The sequence below is a fragment of the Amycolatopsis sp. lyj-90 genome (genome assembly GCF_046549035.1).
Taxonomy (GTDB): Bacteria; Actinomycetota; Actinomycetes; order Mycobacteriales; family Pseudonocardiaceae; genus Amycolatopsis.
In genome coordinates, this window is sequence record NZ_JAJPWP010000010.1 from 120,688 (window position 1) to 136,252 (window position 15,565).

The window sequence follows — 15,565 nt, forward strand, 5'->3', positions numbered from 1 at the left end:
TGAGTCCCTTAGTTCCGCAAGGCTCGCGTTCGCACGCGAGAACCAGCGCGACATACAGGAGTTGACGTGATCCAGCAGGAGTCGCGGCTTCGGGTTGCCGACAACACGGGCGCGAAGGAAATCCTTTGCATCCGCGTTCTCGGCGGTTCGGGGCGGCGCTACGCGGGTATCGGCGACATCATCGTCGCCACCGTGAAGGACGCCATGCCGGCTGCCGGCGTGAAGAAGGGTGACGTCGTCAAGGCGGTCATCGTTCGCACGCGCAAGGAGCGCCGTCGTCCGGACGGTTCTTACATCCGCTTCGACGAGAACGCTGCTGTGCTCATCAAGAACGACAATGAGCCCCGCGGCACCCGCATCTTCGGCCCGGTGGGCCGCGAGCTGCGCGACCGAAAGTTCATGAAGATCATTTCGCTCGCGCCGGAGGTGTTGTAGAGCATGAAGGTGAAGAAGGGCGACACGGTCGTCGTCGTCGCCGGCAAGGACAAGGGCGCCAAGGGCAAGGTCATTCAGGCCTACCCCGAGCGCGAGCGTGTGCTGGTCGAGGGCGTGAACCGGATCAAGAAGCACACCCGGATCTCCCAGACCCAGCGTGGCGCGCAGTCCGGTGGCATCGTCACCCAGGAGGCGCCCATCCACGTGTCGAACGTGATGGTCGTCGACTCCGACGGCAAGCCGACCCGGGTGGGCTACCGCATCGGCGAGGACGGCAAGAAGGTCCGGGTCTCGCGCCGTAACGGTAAGGACATCTGATCATGACCACCGCAGAGAAGATCGCCCCGCGCCTCAAGGTGCGGTACCGCGAGGAGATCAAGGGACAGCTCCAGGAGGAGTTCTCCTTCGAGAACGTCCACCAGATCCCGGGCGTCGTCAAGGTCGTCGTGAACATGGGTGTCGGTGACGCCGCCCGTGACAGCAAGCTGATCGAAGGCGCCATCAAGGACCTGGCCGCGATCACCGGGCAGAAGCCCGAGGTTCGCAAGGCTCGCAAGTCCATCGCGCAGTTCAAGCTGCGTGAGGGCCAGCCGATCGGTGCGCGCGTCACGCTGCGCGGCGACCGGATGTGGGAGTTCCTCGACCGGCTGCTGACCATCGCGCTGCCGCGTATCCGTGACTTCCGCGGGCTTTCGCCGAAGCAGTTCGACGGCAACGGCAACTACACGTTCGGTCTCAACGAGCAGTCGATGTTCCACGAGATCGATCCGGACGCCATCGACCGCCCGCGCGGTATGGACGTCACTGTCGTCACCACCGCCAACACCGACGACGAGGGTCGCGCGCTGCTTCGCAAGCTCGGCTTCCCGTTCAAGGAGAACTGAGTCGATGGCCAAGAAAGCACTGGTCCACAAGGCCGCGAAGACGCCGAAGTTCAAGGTGCGCGGTTACACGCGCTGCCAGCGGTGCGGTCGCCCGCACTCGGTGTTCCGCAAGTTCGGGCTCTGCCGGATCTGCCTTCGCGAGATGGCACACGCGGGCGAGCTGCCCGGCGTCCGCAAGTCCAGCTGGTAAGAGTCTCCTTTGCCAATCCGGCCCGAAAGCAGGCGGATACGGTCCGAGCCGACCGGCTCATCCGGACCCTTTCCGCCGTGACTGCCGGTCGGATTGGCAAACAATCGGATACAGAACTCCCACTTCGCCACAGGCCCCGCAGTTGTGCAGGGAACCAGGGCGAGAAAGGTTGACAGGTCACCATGACGATGACCGACCCCATCGCAGACTTCTTGACCCGTCTGCGTAACGCGAACTCGGCTTACCACGACGAGGTCGTGCTTCCCCACTCGAAGATCAAGGCGAACATCGCCGAGATCCTCAAGCGCGAGGGCTACATCGCGAGCTACCGCGACGAGCCGGGCGAGAAGCACAAGAACCTCATCGTGGAGCTGAAGTACGGCCCCAACCGTGAGCGCAGCATCGCCGGCCTCCGCCGCGTGTCCAAGCCCGGCCTGCGGGTCTACGCAAAATCGACCGAACTGCCGAACGTTCTCGGTGGCCTCGGCGTCGCGATCATCTCGACGTCTTCCGGGCTCCAGACCGATCGTCAGGCCAAGCGAAACAGCGTGGGCGGCGAAGTCCTCGCCTACGTCTGGTAAGGAAGGGGGCACAGACATGTCACGCATTGGAAAGCTGCCGGTCGCCGTCCCCTCCGGGGTCGAGGTGACCATCGAAGGTCAGCAGATCAAGGTCAAGGGGCCCAAGGGCACTCTTGAACACGTCATCGCCGAGCCGATCACCGTGGAGCACGCCGACGGCACGCTCCAGGTGAAGCGTCCCGACGAGGAGCGCAACAGCCGTGCCCTGCACGGTCTCACCCGGACGCTGGTCAACAACCTCGTCGTCGGTGTGACCGAGGGCTACGAGAAGAAGCTCGAAATCCACGGTGTCGGTTACCGCGTGCAGGCCAAGGGCTCGGACCTCGAGTTCGCCCTCGGCTACAGCCACCCGGTGAAGATCGAGGCCCCGGAAGGAATCACCTTCAAGGTCGAGACCCCCACCCGGTTCTCGGTTTCGGGCATCGACAAGCAGAAGGTCGGCCAGATCGCCGCGGTCATCCGCAAGCTGCGCCGCCCGGACCCGTACAAGGGCAAGGGCCTGCGCTACGAGGGTGAGAAGATCCGCCGCAAGGTCGGAAAGACGGGTAAGTGATCATGAGCGACACGACTACGAAGCGCAAGCCGGTCGGCAAGGACATTTCGACCCGCCGCCGCGTCGCGAAGGCCCGTCGGCACTTCCGCCTTCGCAAGAAGATCAACGGCACGGACCAGCGTCCGCGCCTGGTCGTCAAGCGTTCGTCGCGGCACATCGCCGTGCAGCTGATCGACGACCTCGCCGGCAAGACCCTGGCGTCGGCGTCCACCCTCGAGGCGGACGTCCGCGCCCTGGACGGCGACAAGAAGGCCAAGGCCGCCAAGGTCGGGGAACTCGTCGCCGCCCGCGCCAAGAACGCCGGTGTCTCGACCGTGGTGTTCGACCGTGGTGGCAACGCCTACCACGGCCGCATCGCCGCGCTCGCCGACGCCGCGCGTGAAGCGGGGTTGGAATTCTGATGCAGATGCTCGTGAATGGAAGGAAAGCCTGATGCCGGGACGTACACGGCAATTCGGCGGCGGCCAGGGCGGACCCGGCGGGCAGGGCGGCAACGACCGCAATGAACGTCGTGGTGGCGGCCGGGATCGTCGCGACAGCGGTCGTGGCGGGGCCGGCCAGGACAAGACCCCGCACCTCGAGAAGGTCGTGACGATCAACCGCGTCGCCAAGGTCGTCAAGGGTGGTCGTCGCTTCAGCTTCACCGCCCTGGTGGTCGTCGGTGACGGCGACGGTCAGGTCGGCGTCGGCTACGGCAAGGCCAAGGAAGTTCCCGCGGCCATCGCCAAGGGCGTCGAGGAAGCGAAGAAGAACTTCTTCCGCGTTCCCCGCGTCGGTGGCACCATTCCCCACCCGATCCAGGGTGAGGAAGCCGCCGGTGTCGTGCTGCTGCGTCCGGCTTCCGCCGGTACCGGTGTCATCGCCGGTGGTCCGGTCCGCGCGGTGCTGGAGTGCGCGGGTGTCCACGACGTGCTGTCGAAGTCGCTCGGCTCCGACAACGCGATCAACATCGTGCACGCGACCGTGGCGGCCCTGAAGGGTCTGCAGCGTCCCGAAGAGGTCGCGGCTCGCCGCGGTCTCCCGCTCGAGGACGTCGCTCCCGCTCGGATGCTGCGTCAGCGTGCGGGCCAGGGGGTCTGACATGACTCAGCTCAAGGTGACCCAGGTCAAGAGCAAGATCGGCACGAAGCACAACCACCGTGAATCGCTGCGCACCCTCGGGCTGCGCAAGATCCGGCAGAGTGTCGTGCGTGAAGACACCCCCCAGGTTCGCGGCCTCATCCACACGGTCCGCCACCTGGTGGAGGTCGAGGAGGTCAAGGCATGACTGCCATCAAGATCCACCACCTTCGTCCGGCTCCGGGCGCCAAGCGCGACAAGATCCGCGTCGGCCGTGGTGAGGGCTCGAAGGGCAAGACCGCCGGTCGCGGTACCAAGGGCACCAAGGCCCGGAAGAACGTGCCCGCCGGTTTCGAGGGTGGGCAGATGCCCATCCACATGCGGCTCCCGAAGCTTCGCGGCTTCAAGAACCGCTTCCGCACCGAGTACCAGCCGGTGAACCTGGGCGACATCGCCCGCGTTTTCCCGGACGGTGGCAAGGTCGGCAACGAGGAGCTCGTCGCGAAGGGTCTTGTTCGCAAGAACAAGCTCGTGAAGGTGCTCGGCAACGGTGACCTGAACGGCGTCAAGCTGGACGTCACCGCCGATGCTTTCTCCGGCTCCGCCAAGGAGAAGCTCTCCGCCGCCGGTGGCTCCGCCACCACGCTCTGAGCTTTCTTCGCTCGCTTCACCGAAAGGCCCGCCCGGCTCCGCCCGGCGGGCCTTTCGCTTGCGCTCGCCACGCTCCGCCGACGTGCGTTTAGCCCCCTAATCGCGATCTGGGCTCGGGGAGGTCAGGCGGCCTCCGAATCGCGATTAGGGGGCTAAACGCAGGTCGGACCTGGGTCGCGAGCGTGGCGGGCGGGGGAGCGAGCTGGAAGGATCACGAGGTGGACACACCTCCTGGGCAGGATCCGCAGCCCTTCCAGCAGCAGACGGACGCGCCGCCGACGGTCGTCTCGGTGGCGGGTCCCCTGGATCCGGTGGCAGAGCCCGCTCGAACCGGCAAGCCCGAGCCCCGCAGGCTCGTCGCCGCGGGGCTGGCCACCCTCGCACTGGTCATGACCCTCGTGGGCTGTTTCTTCCCGTTCTTCACCACGGAGCATCGGCTCGGCTTCGATCGCGCCGACAAGATCGTGATCGTGGTCGTGCAAGGCGCGTGGGAAACGAAGGTCATCCAGGATGGTGGTCCCTCCCTCGTCACAGCAGCGTCGCCTGTCGGTGCTCCCTTGCTGATCGCTGCGGCGATCCTCCTGGCGGCCGCGATCGTCAGCGCTCGCGCCGCCCGGTTGCGACGGCCGGGCAGCCTGGACCGATGGCTCAACACCTGCGCGGCGGTGTTCCTCGCCGGGGTCGTCGTCACCGCCGCCATGCAGGGCTTCGGACACCAACTGGGTGAACCCACCGACGGTACGCTGACGTTCGACGCGGGTATCTGGGCTCTTTTCGCCGCTGTCGTCGCCGCGGCGGGCGCGGCGGTCATGAGTCACCGCGTCGAGGAGCCCGAGCTCTCGCTGGCCGAGGATCCGGGTCTCGCGGATATGCCCACGCCGAAAGACGGCATCTCCATCACGGTGCTCCCGCCGGAGCCGCGGCCCGAGCCGCCGCCGGACTACTCGGCCTTCGCCCCTCCGCCGGAGCCCGGCCCGAAAGAGCGCGATTAGCCCGCTAAACGCGCTCGCCTCGGCCGATACGGTGGGGGAGGAGGTGGCCGATGACTTGGGTGATGGTCTTTTTCGGGGCGGCGGTGCTCGTGGCTTTTACGCCAGGGGCGAACAATCTGCTCGGCCTGCACCACGGCATGACCCAAGGGGCATGGAAAGGGCTCGCCGGGCTGTTAGGCCGATTGGCCGCGTTCACCGTGTTGATCACGGCCGTCGCCGCAGGGCTCGGACAGCTCCTCGCCGCCTCTGAACTTGCACTCACGGTGATCAAATGGGCAGGTGTCGCCTACCTGCTTTGGATCGGCGGACGGCTGTTGTGGTCGACGTTCCGCGGCGACCGGACCGCGCTGCTCCAGGAGCCCCGGGGCACCGAATCCGTACCGGCCCTGCGGATAGCGAGGAAGGAATTCGTCGTCGCGATCACGAACCCGAAGGCGATCCTCATCTTCACCGCGTTCGTGCCCCAGTTCATCGACGCAGCTCACGGCTCCTTTCCTGCCCAGATCGCGATCCTTGGCGCCGTCTACCTGCTCGCCGAATTCGTCGCGGGCGCGACCTACATCGGCGCCGGCACGCTCGTGAAGTCGCTCCGGTTGTCCCGCCGGGCCACCCGCAACGTCGACCGCGGCACCGGAGTCGTGCTCCTCGGTATGGCGGGCGCCCTCGCCGCTTCGAGCTCCTGAACCCGCTCCCTGATCACGGTGCGTTTAGCCCCCTAATCGCGATCTGATGGGACCCGGAAAGCAAGGTACGACAGGGCGTTCTGTCAAGGTTCCGGAGCAAGATGCGGAAGTCGATCAACCCTGCGGACCAACCTTCGTTCGGAAAACCCACACGCACTGCGGACACGCCCTGTGAAGCTGTTAGAGTCGGCGACACACTTCGGGACGAGTGTGCCCCGAAGCGTTCCTGGCTTGTGCCAGAAAGCTGTGTGTTCCCGCCGGCCCCAGGTCGGCCAAGCCGATCGTCGGTAAGACAGCCGACGACGCCGAGGAGGTCCCCCGCGTGCTCAGCGCCTTCCGCTCGGCTCTCGCGACGCCGGATCTACGTAAGAAGATCCTGTTCACGCTAGCCATCGTCGCGGTCTACCGAATCGGTGCCACCATCCCGGCCCCGGGCATTTCGTACTCCGCCGTCCAGCAATGTACGGAAACCGGGTCGCAGGAGGGCGTCTATCAGCTGCTGAACCTGTTCAGCGGCGGTGCGCTGCTGCAGCTCTCGCTGTTCTCGACCGGCATCATGCCGTACATCACGGCGAGCATCATCGTCCAGCTTCTCACCGTGGTCATCCCGCGGTTCGAGGAGCTGAAGAAGGAAGGCCAGGCCGGCCAGGGCAAGCTGACCCAGTACACCCGGTACCTGACGATCGCGCTCGCGATCCTGCAGGCCACCGGTGTGGTGGCGCTCGCCGACCGCAAGCAGCTCTTCCCGCAGTGCGAGACCGCGATCATCCCGGACAACAGCGTCTACACGCTGGCCATCATCGTCGTCACGATGACCGCCGGTACCGCCGTCATGATGTGGCTGGGTGAGCTGATCACCGAGCGCGGCGTCGGCAACGGCATGTCCGTCCTGATCTTCCTGAACATCGCGGCCCGGATCCCGATCGAGGGTGGCAACATCCTCAGCAGTGCCGGTCCGGTGGTCTTCACCTTGATCTGCGTGTTCGGCCTGGTGATCATCGCCAGCGTCATCTTCGTCGAGCAGGGCCAGCGCCGGATCCCGGTGCAGTACGCCAAGCGCATGATCGGCCGCCGCATGTACGGCGGGACCTCGACCTACCTGCCGATCAAGGTGAACCAGGCCGGTGTCATCCCGGTCATCTTCGCCTCGTCGCTGCTCTACCTGCCGGACCTGATCGCCCGCCTTGTCGGCGACGCCAACAGCAACTCCGGCTGGCAGGTCTTCATCCAGAACTACATCGTCAACCAGTCCAGCTGGGCGCACGTCCTGCTGTACTTCGCGTTGATCATCTTCTTCACGTACTTCTACATCACGATCACGTTCAACGTGGACGAGCGTGCGGAAGAAATGAAGAAGTTCGGTGGCTTCATCCCGGGTATCCGACCGGGGCGTCCCACCGCGGAATACCTCAGCTACGTCCTCGGCCGGATCACCCTGCCGGGCTCGCTGTACCTGGGCATCATCGCGATCCTTCCGAACTTCTTCTTGTCCGTTACCGGTAGCGGGAACAACCAGAACTTCCCGTTCGGTGGCACGGCTGTGCTGATCATGGTCGGTGTCGGTCTCGACACCGTGAAGCAGATCGAAAGCCAGCTGATGCAACGTAACTACGAAGGGTTCTTGAAGTGACGCGCCTGGTTCTCGTTGGCCCTCCTGGCGCGGGCAAAGGTACTCAGGCGGTAGCACTGTCGGAGAAGCTCCGGATCCCGCACATCTCGACCGGCGATCTGTTCCGCGCCCACGTGGGCGAGCAGACGCCGCTGGGCCAGGAGGCCAAGCGCTACCTGGATTCCGGTGAACTCGTGCCCGACTCGGTCACGAACGAGATGGTCCGGGAGCGGCTTGCCGAGCCCGACGCCAAGGTCGGCTTCCTGCTGGACGGGTTCCCCCGGAACACGAAGCAGGCGGACGTCCTCGGCGAGATCCTCGGCGAGGTCGACACCGAGCTGAACGCGGTCATCCAGCTTCAGGTCTCCGAAGACGTCGTCGTCGAGCGGCTGCTGTCCCGCGGCCGCTCGGACGACACCGAAGAGGTCATCCGCCGGCGTCAGCAGATCTACGTGTCCGAGACGGCTCCGCTGCTCGAGTACTACGCGGAAATCCTCGTCACGGTCGACGGCGTCGGCTCGGTCGACGAGATCTCCGCCCGCGTGCTGGAAGCGCTGCGCGACCGCACGTGAACCTCGGAGGACTGCGTGTACTGCAACGGCTTCGTCGTGGGCGCATGATCGAAATCAAGACCCCGGGTGAGATCCAGGCGATGCGGGCCGCCGGCCTGGTCGTCTGGCGCACCCTCACCGCGGTGCGCGAGATCGCGAAGCCGGGGGCGACCACGGCCGATCTCGACGAGCTCGCCGAGCAGACGATCCGCGACGCCGGCGCGGTGCCCTCGTTCAAGGGCTACCACGGCTTCCCGGCGTCGATCTGCGCTTCGGTGAACGAGCAGATCGTCCACGGCATCCCCTCGAAGACGCAGGTCCTGAACGACGGCGACATCATCTCCGTCGACTGCGGCGCGATCCTCGACGGCTGGCACGGCGACTCCGCGGTCACCCTCGCGATCGGTGAGGTGTCGAAGGCGGATCTGGCGCTTTCGGCGGCCACCGAGGCCGCGATGTGGGCGGGGATCGCCGCGGTGGCGGCGGGCGGCCGGCTCACGGACATTTCGTACGCCGTGCAGACAGCGGCCGAGAAGGCGGGCCGGGACGACGGCGTCGAGTACGGGATGATCGTCGAATACGGCGGTCATGGGATCGGGCGCCAGATGCACATGGATCCCTTCCTGCCGAACCTGGGCAAACCGGGCAAGGGCCCGCGGCTCAAGACCGGGATGGCGCTCGCGATCGAGCCCATGCTGACCGGCGGCGGCGGTGAGACCGTCGAACTCGAGGACGGCTGGACCGTCGTGACCGCTGACGGCTCGCGGGCCTCGCACTGGGAACACACCGTCGCCATCACCGATGACGGCCCGTGGGTGCTGACTGCCCCCGAAGACGCCTGATCCCTCTGGCCCCGGATCGCGTTTAGCCCGCTAAACGCAAGTGGCCCCCGGATCGCGATTAGCCCGCTAAACGCAAGTCCGCCCGCTGGTCGGCGCAATGCCGAGACCCGCCGATGAGACGCCCGGGCGTTGGCCCCATCGGGTGCACCTCGCCAGCCGAGCGCACCAGGTCACAGCCCCGCCGGAGCGCGATTAGCCCGCTAAACGCAGGTCGGCGGAGGCGTACGATGGTTGAGGTCGCCACCGGTGGGCTCTCGGGTCACCTAACACGGTTACCCCCCGTTTGGGGCTCACGACACGGGTTGCGTACACTGTCAAGTCGGTGTACTCATCGCGCCCGGATCCTGCGCGCTCGTGAATTCTCGCGAACGGACATTGGACCCGGGGAGGAGTGTGCCGAAGCACCACCCAGCCAAGCACTCAAGCTCTGACTGATAACACAGCGTAGCGACAGGAAATGCGGAGGACATGGGCAAGAAAGACGGGGCCATCGAGGTCGAAGGCCGCGTAGTCGAGCCGCTCCCCAACGCGATGTTCCGCGTCGAGTTGGAGAACGGCCACAAGGTCCTTGCACACATCAGCGGCAAGATGCGGCAGCACTACATCCGCATCCTGCCCGAGGACAGGGTTGTCGTGGAGCTCTCGCCCTACGACTTGTCTCGTGGTCGCATCGTCTACCGCTACAAGTGATCACGACGAGTTAGCACAAGCAGGAGAGCAGGAGACGTGAAGGTCCAGCCGAGCGTCAAGAAGATCTGCGACAAGTGCAAGGTGATCCGCCGTCACGGCCGGATCATGGTGATCTGCGAAAACCTGCGGCACAAGCAGCGGCAGGGCTGATCACTCGCACTCGTTCAGAGTGGATTGACGGCTACACAATCTCCCCGCACCTGCCGGGCCGTGCGAACGGCCCGGTTCACCCCCGGACTTCAGGCCGGGGCCGGGACACCCGAAGCGCAAGCCAAGGGCACGACAGGCGAGTCGGTCCCGGGACCGGACGGGGAGCAGACCTGAAGACGAATTCTATGAAGGAGCATCAACGCCAATGGCACGACTCGCTGGCGTAGACCTCCCCCGCGAAAAGCGGTTGGAGATCGCGCTGACTTACATCTACGGCATCGGCCGTACCCGCTCGAAGCAGCTCGTCGCGGCTGCCGAGCTCAACGCGGACACTCGCGTCAAGGATCTGAGCGATGACGACCTCGCCAAGCTGCGGGTCTACATCGAAGAGAACTTCAAGGTCGAGGGTGACCTTCGCCGTGAGGTGAACGCCGACATCCGTCGGAAGATCGAGATCGGGTGCTACGAGGGCCTTCGCTGGCGTCGCGGACTGCCCGTCCGTGGTCAGCGCACCAAGACCAACGCCCGCACCCGCAAGGGTCCGAAGAAGACGGTCGCCGGCAAGAAGAAGGCTGGCAAGAAGTGAGCGTCCAGGGCAAGAAGGTCGTGCAGATGGGCGGCGTCCGCCGTCGCGGCTCGGCTTGTGTCTCGCCCAAGGCGCTCTACGCCCGCCCGATGGCGCTCCGCAACCTGTACACCGACGCCGGATCGATCATCCGTCGCGGCCAGGCCGAAGCGGTCGCCGCTCACCAAGAGAACGCGCGCTAACAGGAGAACCCTCAGAACATGCCACCGAAGTCTCGTACTGCGGCGGGGGCCAAGAAGGTCCGCCGCAAGGAAAAGAAGAATGTCGCGCATGGCCACGCGCACATCAAGAGCACCTTCAACAACACCATCGTCTCGATCACGGACCCCACCGGTGCCGTGATCGCGTGGGCGTCGAGTGGTCACGTGGGCTTCAAGGGCTCGCGTAAGTCCACCCCGTTCGCCGCGCAGATGGCCGCCGAGAACGCCGCCCGCAAGGCTGCCGAACACGGCATGAAGAAGGTCGACGTTTTCGTGAAGGGCCCGGGTTCGGGCCGCGAGACGGCGATCCGCTCGCTGCAGGCGGCCGGCCTCGAGGTCGGCACCATCCAGGACGTGACCCCGCAGCCTCACAACGGCTGCCGCCCGCCCAAGCGGCGCCGGGTCTGAGGAACGGGGAGGAGTAAGAAGAAATGGCTCGTTACACCGGCCCCGCGACGCGTATTTCGCGTCGCCTCAAGGTTGACCTCATCGGCGGCGACCAGGCTTTCGAGCGTCGCCCCTACCCGCCGGGCCAGCACGGCCGCGGGCGCATCAAGGAGTCCGAGTACCTCCTGCAGTCGCAGGAGAAGCAGAAGGCTCGTTACACCTATGGCGTTCTCGAGCGTCAGTTCGTCCGGTACTACAAGGAAGCCGTCCGGCGTCCGGGTAAGACCGGTGAGAACCTGCTGCAGATCCTCGAGTCCCGTCTGGACAACGTGATCTACCGCGCCGGTATCGCCCGCACCCGCCGTCAGGCGCGTCAGCTGGTGAGCCACGGTCACTTCGTGGTCAACGGCATCAAGGTCAACGTGCCCTCGTTCCAGGTCAGCAAGTGGGACATCATCGACGTGCGGCCGAAGTCGTTCGCGATGCTGCCCTTCGTCGCTGCCAAGGAGTCGTTCGGCGAACGTCCCGTTCCCGCGTGGCTCCAGGTTGTTCCGTCCAACCTCCGTGTGCTGGTCCACCAGCTCCCGGAGCGCGCTCAGATCGACGTTCCGGTTCAGGAACAGCTGATCGTCGAGCTCTACTCGAAGTGATCCATCACCGGGCCGGAGATCCTCCGGCCCGGTATGGGTTCGCGCGGCGGCGCTCGGAATGCGCCGCCGCGTCGCCATCCCTTTCGGTGTCATATGGCGGGCGCCGTTTGGAAAGGAAATAGGAAAGATGCTGATTTCCCAGCGACCGGCTCTCGGCGAAGAGACGGTCAACGAGACCCGCTCCCGGTTCACCATCGAACCGCTGGAGCCCGGCTTCGGCTACACGCTCGGCAACTCGCTGCGTCGTACGCTGCTGTCGTCCATTCCGGGCGCGGCCGTGACGAGCATCCGCATCGACGGCGTGCTGCACGAGTTCACCACCGTTCCCGGGGTGAAGGAAGACGTCACCGACATCATCCTGAACCTCAAGGAGCTCGTGGTCTCCTCGGAAGAGGACGAGCCGGTCACCATGTACCTGCGCAAGCAGGGCCCCGGTGAGGTCACCGCTGCCGACATCGTGCCCCCGGCCGGTGTCACCGTGCACAACCCGGATCTGCACATCGCGTCGCTGAACGGCAAGGGCAAGCTCGAGATCGAGCTCGTCGTCGAGCGCGGCCGCGGTTACGTTCCGGCCCTGCAGAACAAGCAGGCGGGCGCGGAGATCGGCCGGATCCCGGTCGACTCCATCTACTCCCCGGTGCTGAAGGTGACCTACAAGGTCGAGGCCACCCGTGTCGAGCAGCGCACCGACTTCGACAAGCTGATCCTGGACGTGGAGACGAAGCCGTCGATCACGCCGCGGGACGCTGTCGCGTCGGCCGGTAAGACGCTGGTGGAACTGTTCGGTCTCGCGCGCGAGCTGAACGTCGACGCCGAAGGCATCGAGATCGGCCCGTCGCCGCAGGAGGCGGACACCATCGCCGCCTACGCGATGCCGATCGAGGACCTGGACCTCACCGTCCGGTCGTACAACTGCCTCAAGCGCGAGGGTATCCACACCGTCGGCGAACTGGTCTCGCGCAGCGAGGCCGACCTGCTGGACATCCGCAACTTCGGTGCGAAGTCGATCGACGAGGTCAAGCTCAAGCTCGTCGGTCTCGGCCTCGCGCTGAAGGACAGCCCGCCCGGGTTCGACCCGACCGCGGCCGCGGCCAGCTACGACGGTGAAGGCTGGTCCGAGGGCGTCGACAGCATCACGGACGGAATTTCGGACAACGGCCACGACGATGGCCAGGACTACGCAGAGACGGAGCAGCTGTAAGGCCAGCTTCGGCTCCCTCACCGGTAGGGGTGGGGGAGCCCCGGCCTCCAGCTGTGAGCTGAACGAGGAGAACCGATGCCCACCCCCACAAAGGGACCCCGTCTCGGCGGGTCGCCCGCGCACGAACGGCTGATCCTGGCCAACCTGGCCACCCAGCTGTTCGAGCACGGCAAGATCACGACGACCGAGGCGAAGGCCCGGCGGGTGCGCCCGCTGGCCGAGAAGCTGATCACGAAGGCGAAGCGGGGCGACCTGCACAACCGTCGTCAGATCCAGCGCATCGTGCGCGACAAGGATGTCGTGCACAAGCTGATCGCCGAGATCGGCCCGTTCTTCGCGGAGCGTCCGGGTGGCTACACCCGGATCACCAAGACGATGGCGCGCAAGGGCGACAACGCCCCCATGGCGGTCATCGAGCTGGTGGCCGAGAAGACCGTCACCGCCGAGGCCGAGGCCGCGCGCAAGACGAAGTTCGCCAAGGACGAGCCGAAGGCTGCCGCCCCGGCCGCCGAGGAGACCACCGACGCCCCTGAGGCTGCCGACAAGGCCGCCACCGAGGCTCCGGAGGCCACCGAGGCTCCCGCCGCCGACGAGGCCGCTGAGGCCCCCGCCGCGGACGCGGACAGCAAGAAGGACTGACGTCCTGACAGCACTGAACACCCCGGACGAGCCCGCCACTCCCACTGCGGAGGGCGGGCTCGTTCGTCTGCGTCTGGATGTTTCCTACGACGGCACCGACTTCTCCGGCTGGGCCAGGCAGCCCGGTCGGCGCACGGTCCAGGGAGTCCTCGAAGAGGCACTCGCGAAACAGCCTCCAGGGGCCTCGGTCCCGAAGTCCGTCGTCGTCGCCGGCCGCACCGATGCCGGTGTGCACGCGGCCGGCCAGGTGGTCCACGTCGACGTGTCGCCTTTAGCGGGCAAAACGCGATCCGGTCGCCTGGAACTGGACGACCAGGGCATTCCTGACCTGGGGCGGATGCGGCACCGCTGGAACCGGTACCTGCCGGGTGACGTGCGGGTGCTGGGTGCCCGGGTTGCCGCGCCCGGGTTCGACGCACGGTTTTCCGCCGTGCGGCGGCACTATCTCTACCGCGTCTCGGATGCGCCTTGGGGCGTGGATCCCTTGCGGCGTCACGACACGCTCGCTTGGGGACGGCCGCTCTCGGTCGACGCGATGAACGAGGCTTCGGCGTCTCTGATGGGGCTCCAGGACTTCGCGGCTTTCTGTAAGCAGCGCGAAGGCGGGACGACTATTCGAGAGCTGCAGCGGCTTGTCTGGCGCCGGACCGGACCGCACGCGGTCGAGGTCGACGTCTCCGCCGACGCGTTCTGCCATTCGATGGTGCGCAGCCTGGTCGGGGCACTGCTCCTGGTCGGCGACGGCCGTCGTCCGCTGGATTGGCCCGGCGATGTCTTGGAGAGCCGCACGCGCGACAGCGCGGTCGCTCCCGCACACGGTCTGACGCTGATGGCCGTCGACTACCCGCCGGACAGCGAACTCGCCTCCCGTGCCGATCAAACGCGCGCCATGCGCACTTCCTCCTGACCCGGCCGCGGCACAGTTAGCGGGCTAAACGCGCCGCGTCGGGCGCGCCAGACGGCCTCGACGACGTCTCTGAGGTCGTTCGCGAGGTCCTCTGCGGTGACGATGACGAAGCGCCACCCTTCGGCTTCTGCCCGTCTTCGGCGTTTGCGGTCGTACGCCTGTTGTTTCGGTGTGTTGTGCCATCGGCCGTCGTACTCGATGGCGACTTGGAACTTCTCGTCCCCGAGGTCGAGGCGAGCGATGAAATGACCGGTTCGGGAGAAGACCTCGAGTTGAGGCGTCGCCGTGATGCCTGCGGCGGCCAGCACGATGCGGACCTCCGATTCCGGGGGTGACTCCGCACGAGGGTCGGACAGCCGCAAAGCATGTCTGGCCAAGCGGATTCCCCGATTGCGGCGACCGTAGAACTCCCCGTTGAGATGCAGATCGGTCAGCTTCGTGGCCCTCATGAACTGGTCCAGATCCGGGACGCCGATGCGGAGCCGTCGGACCCACCCGGATTTGCGCGGGGAAAGCCGGAGCAGCAGATCCAGTGCGATCCGGCTCCTGCGCGCGATACGAATACCGTTCCACGGCTTCGATTCCTCGGGTTTGACCTCGGTACGCCGAATCTTGATGCCGTCTATCGGGCCGAAGCGGTGCTTTTCGGGTACCACCATCTCGACCGGATCGCCGGGATTGGCGAGCGCGACACCATGAACGGTCGCGGCCGATCGTCCGGTCAGCACGGCTTCCGGAGGCGCCAGCAACGCGGCGCCCCGGCAACGCAGTTCGTGCGTGACCTCGACGTCTGTGCGCGTGTAGACGTCCTGAAACAGCCTCCGGACGCTGGGACCGCGCAGCCGGCTCGCCGTGATGAGCCCCGCTTTGCGCGCCTCGGAGCCGCGGAAGATTTCGGGGAGATGAGATGAATCGAATGGCTTGGTCATGCGAACACGATGATCTGCAAGACCGACAACACATGCCCATCACCGGTCTACGAGGGCTGTTTATCCACAAGCCCCCGCTTATCCACAGCCAGCGCGATTGCCCCTTGACAGCCAATCTCGCGCCACAGGTCGACTTTCGCGGGCTAATCGTGACGCGGCCGGAACGCAAAGCGGGGGCACTGTCCGATGTGGACAA

25 protein-coding genes are annotated in these 15,565 nt (G+C 66.1%); 24 read left to right on the forward strand and 1 reads right to left on the reverse strand.

Features of this window, described 5'->3' with window-relative positions:
• Positions 1–66: 66 nt before the first annotated feature.
• From rplN to truA, 24 genes are all read left to right on the forward strand, one after another.
• Positions 67–435 carry a 50S ribosomal protein L14 gene (gene rplN / locus ACLJPX_RS33610; RefSeq protein ID WP_005166785.1) on the forward strand — a complete coding sequence of 123 codons (369 nt, stop codon included), beginning with the start codon at positions 67–69 and terminating at the stop codon, positions 433–435.
• A 3-nt stretch (positions 436–438) separates the two neighbouring features.
• Positions 439–753, forward strand: a complete 315-nt coding sequence (rplX, locus tag ACLJPX_RS33615) for a 50S ribosomal protein L24 (protein ID WP_076163007.1) — start codon at positions 439–441, stop codon at positions 751–753.
• Positions 754–755: 2 nt separating this feature from the next.
• A complete protein-coding gene (gene rplE / locus ACLJPX_RS33620) occupies positions 756–1,319 on the forward strand; it encodes a 50S ribosomal protein L5 (protein WP_410604431.1) in 564 nt (187 codons plus the stop codon).
• A gap of 4 nt (positions 1,320–1,323) precedes the next feature.
• The gene (locus ACLJPX_RS33625; RefSeq protein WP_005166789.1) at positions 1,324–1,509 is read left to right on the forward strand and encodes a type Z 30S ribosomal protein S14; all 186 of its coding nucleotides are present in this window, start codon (positions 1,324–1,326) and stop codon (positions 1,507–1,509) included.
• 182 nt (positions 1,510–1,691) lie between these two features.
• The gene (gene rpsH / locus ACLJPX_RS33630) at positions 1,692–2,090 is read left to right on the forward strand and encodes a 30S ribosomal protein S8 (RefSeq protein WP_101612172.1); all 399 of its coding nucleotides are present in this window, start codon (positions 1,692–1,694) and stop codon (positions 2,088–2,090) included.
• Positions 2,091–2,106: 16 nt separating this feature from the next.
• Complete coding sequence (rplF, locus tag ACLJPX_RS33635) at positions 2,107–2,643, forward strand: 50S ribosomal protein L6 (RefSeq protein WP_410604432.1); 537 nt, start codon at positions 2,107–2,109, stop codon at positions 2,641–2,643.
• A gap of 2 nt (positions 2,644–2,645) precedes the next feature.
• Positions 2,646–3,044 carry a 50S ribosomal protein L18 gene (gene rplR, locus ACLJPX_RS33640; protein WP_076163415.1) on the forward strand — a complete coding sequence of 133 codons (399 nt, stop codon included), beginning with the start codon at positions 2,646–2,648 and terminating at the stop codon, positions 3,042–3,044.
• A gap of 31 nt (positions 3,045–3,075) precedes the next feature.
• Positions 3,076–3,723 carry a 30S ribosomal protein S5 gene (rpsE, locus tag ACLJPX_RS33645; RefSeq protein ID WP_076163010.1) on the forward strand — a complete coding sequence of 216 codons (648 nt, stop codon included), beginning with the start codon at positions 3,076–3,078 and terminating at the stop codon, positions 3,721–3,723.
• A gap of 1 nt (position 3,724) precedes the next feature.
• Entirely contained in the window at positions 3,725–3,910 is a 186-nt protein-coding gene (rpmD, locus tag ACLJPX_RS33650) for a 50S ribosomal protein L30 (protein WP_076163011.1), read from the forward strand.
• Positions 3,907–4,353 (forward strand): 50S ribosomal protein L15, encoded by a 447-nt coding sequence (rplO, locus tag ACLJPX_RS33655; protein ID WP_005166797.1) that lies wholly within the window; start codon positions 3,907–3,909, stop codon positions 4,351–4,353. Before rpmD ends, rplO begins: the two co-directional genes overlap by 4 nt.
• Positions 4,354–4,571: 218 nt before the next feature.
• The gene (locus tag ACLJPX_RS33660; protein WP_410604433.1) at positions 4,572–5,345 is read left to right on the forward strand and encodes a hypothetical protein; all 774 of its coding nucleotides are present in this window, start codon (positions 4,572–4,574) and stop codon (positions 5,343–5,345) included.
• 50 nt (positions 5,346–5,395) lie between these two features.
• A complete protein-coding gene (locus ACLJPX_RS33665) occupies positions 5,396–6,028 on the forward strand; it encodes a LysE family translocator (RefSeq protein WP_410604434.1) in 633 nt (210 codons plus the stop codon).
• Between the two features lie 322 nt (positions 6,029–6,350).
• Entirely contained in the window at positions 6,351–7,658 is a 1,308-nt protein-coding gene (gene secY, locus ACLJPX_RS33670; RefSeq protein ID WP_101612176.1) for a preprotein translocase subunit SecY, read from the forward strand.
• The gene (locus tag ACLJPX_RS33675) at positions 7,655–8,209 is read left to right on the forward strand and encodes an adenylate kinase (protein ID WP_101612177.1); all 555 of its coding nucleotides are present in this window, start codon (positions 7,655–7,657) and stop codon (positions 8,207–8,209) included. Before secY ends, ACLJPX_RS33675 begins: the two co-directional genes overlap by 4 nt.
• A 44-nt stretch (positions 8,210–8,253) precedes the next feature.
• Positions 8,254–9,030 carry a type I methionyl aminopeptidase gene (gene map / locus ACLJPX_RS33680; protein ID WP_101612178.1) on the forward strand — a complete coding sequence of 259 codons (777 nt, stop codon included), beginning with the start codon at positions 8,254–8,256 and terminating at the stop codon, positions 9,028–9,030.
• A gap of 468 nt (positions 9,031–9,498) precedes the next feature.
• Entirely contained in the window at positions 9,499–9,720 is a 222-nt protein-coding gene (gene infA / locus ACLJPX_RS33685; RefSeq protein WP_005166804.1) for a translation initiation factor IF-1, read from the forward strand.
• Positions 9,721–9,756: 36 nt separating this feature from the next.
• On the forward strand, positions 9,757–9,870 hold the full coding sequence (gene rpmJ, locus ACLJPX_RS33690; RefSeq protein WP_004558882.1) for a 50S ribosomal protein L36: 114 nt from the start codon (positions 9,757–9,759) through the stop codon (positions 9,868–9,870).
• Between the two features lie 205 nt (positions 9,871–10,075).
• Positions 10,076–10,456 carry a 30S ribosomal protein S13 gene (gene rpsM, locus ACLJPX_RS33695; protein WP_101612179.1) on the forward strand — a complete coding sequence of 127 codons (381 nt, stop codon included), beginning with the start codon at positions 10,076–10,078 and terminating at the stop codon, positions 10,454–10,456.
• Entirely contained in the window at positions 10,453–10,638 is a 186-nt protein-coding gene (locus ACLJPX_RS33700) for a hypothetical protein (RefSeq protein WP_034304268.1), read from the forward strand. Before rpsM ends, ACLJPX_RS33700 begins: the two co-directional genes overlap by 4 nt.
• A gap of 18 nt (positions 10,639–10,656) precedes the next feature.
• The gene (rpsK, locus tag ACLJPX_RS33705) at positions 10,657–11,064 is read left to right on the forward strand and encodes a 30S ribosomal protein S11 (RefSeq protein ID WP_004558885.1); all 408 of its coding nucleotides are present in this window, start codon (positions 10,657–10,659) and stop codon (positions 11,062–11,064) included.
• A gap of 23 nt (positions 11,065–11,087) precedes the next feature.
• Positions 11,088–11,693, forward strand: coding sequence for a 30S ribosomal protein S4 (gene rpsD, locus ACLJPX_RS33710; RefSeq protein WP_101612180.1), 606 nt, complete (start codon positions 11,088–11,090; stop codon positions 11,691–11,693).
• A 127-nt stretch (positions 11,694–11,820) separates the two neighbouring features.
• Entirely contained in the window at positions 11,821–12,894 is a 1,074-nt protein-coding gene (locus ACLJPX_RS33715; protein ID WP_005166811.1) for a DNA-directed RNA polymerase subunit alpha, read from the forward strand.
• A 75-nt stretch (positions 12,895–12,969) separates the two neighbouring features.
• Complete coding sequence (rplQ, locus tag ACLJPX_RS33720; RefSeq protein ID WP_101612181.1) at positions 12,970–13,533, forward strand: 50S ribosomal protein L17; 564 nt, start codon at positions 12,970–12,972, stop codon at positions 13,531–13,533.
• A gap of 73 nt (positions 13,534–13,606) precedes the next feature.
• Positions 13,607–14,440, forward strand: coding sequence for a tRNA pseudouridine(38-40) synthase TruA (gene truA / locus ACLJPX_RS33725; RefSeq protein WP_410604609.1), 834 nt, complete (start codon positions 13,607–13,609; stop codon positions 14,438–14,440).
• Here the strand turns inward: truA and ACLJPX_RS33730 are convergent.
• The gene (locus ACLJPX_RS33730; protein WP_410604435.1) at positions 14,410–15,369 is read right to left on the reverse strand and encodes an endonuclease domain-containing protein; all 960 of its coding nucleotides are present in this window, start codon (positions 15,367–15,369) and stop codon (positions 14,410–14,412) included. The two genes, truA and ACLJPX_RS33730, sit on opposite strands and share 31 nt — an antisense overlap.
• Positions 15,370–15,565: the final 196 nt, after the last annotated feature.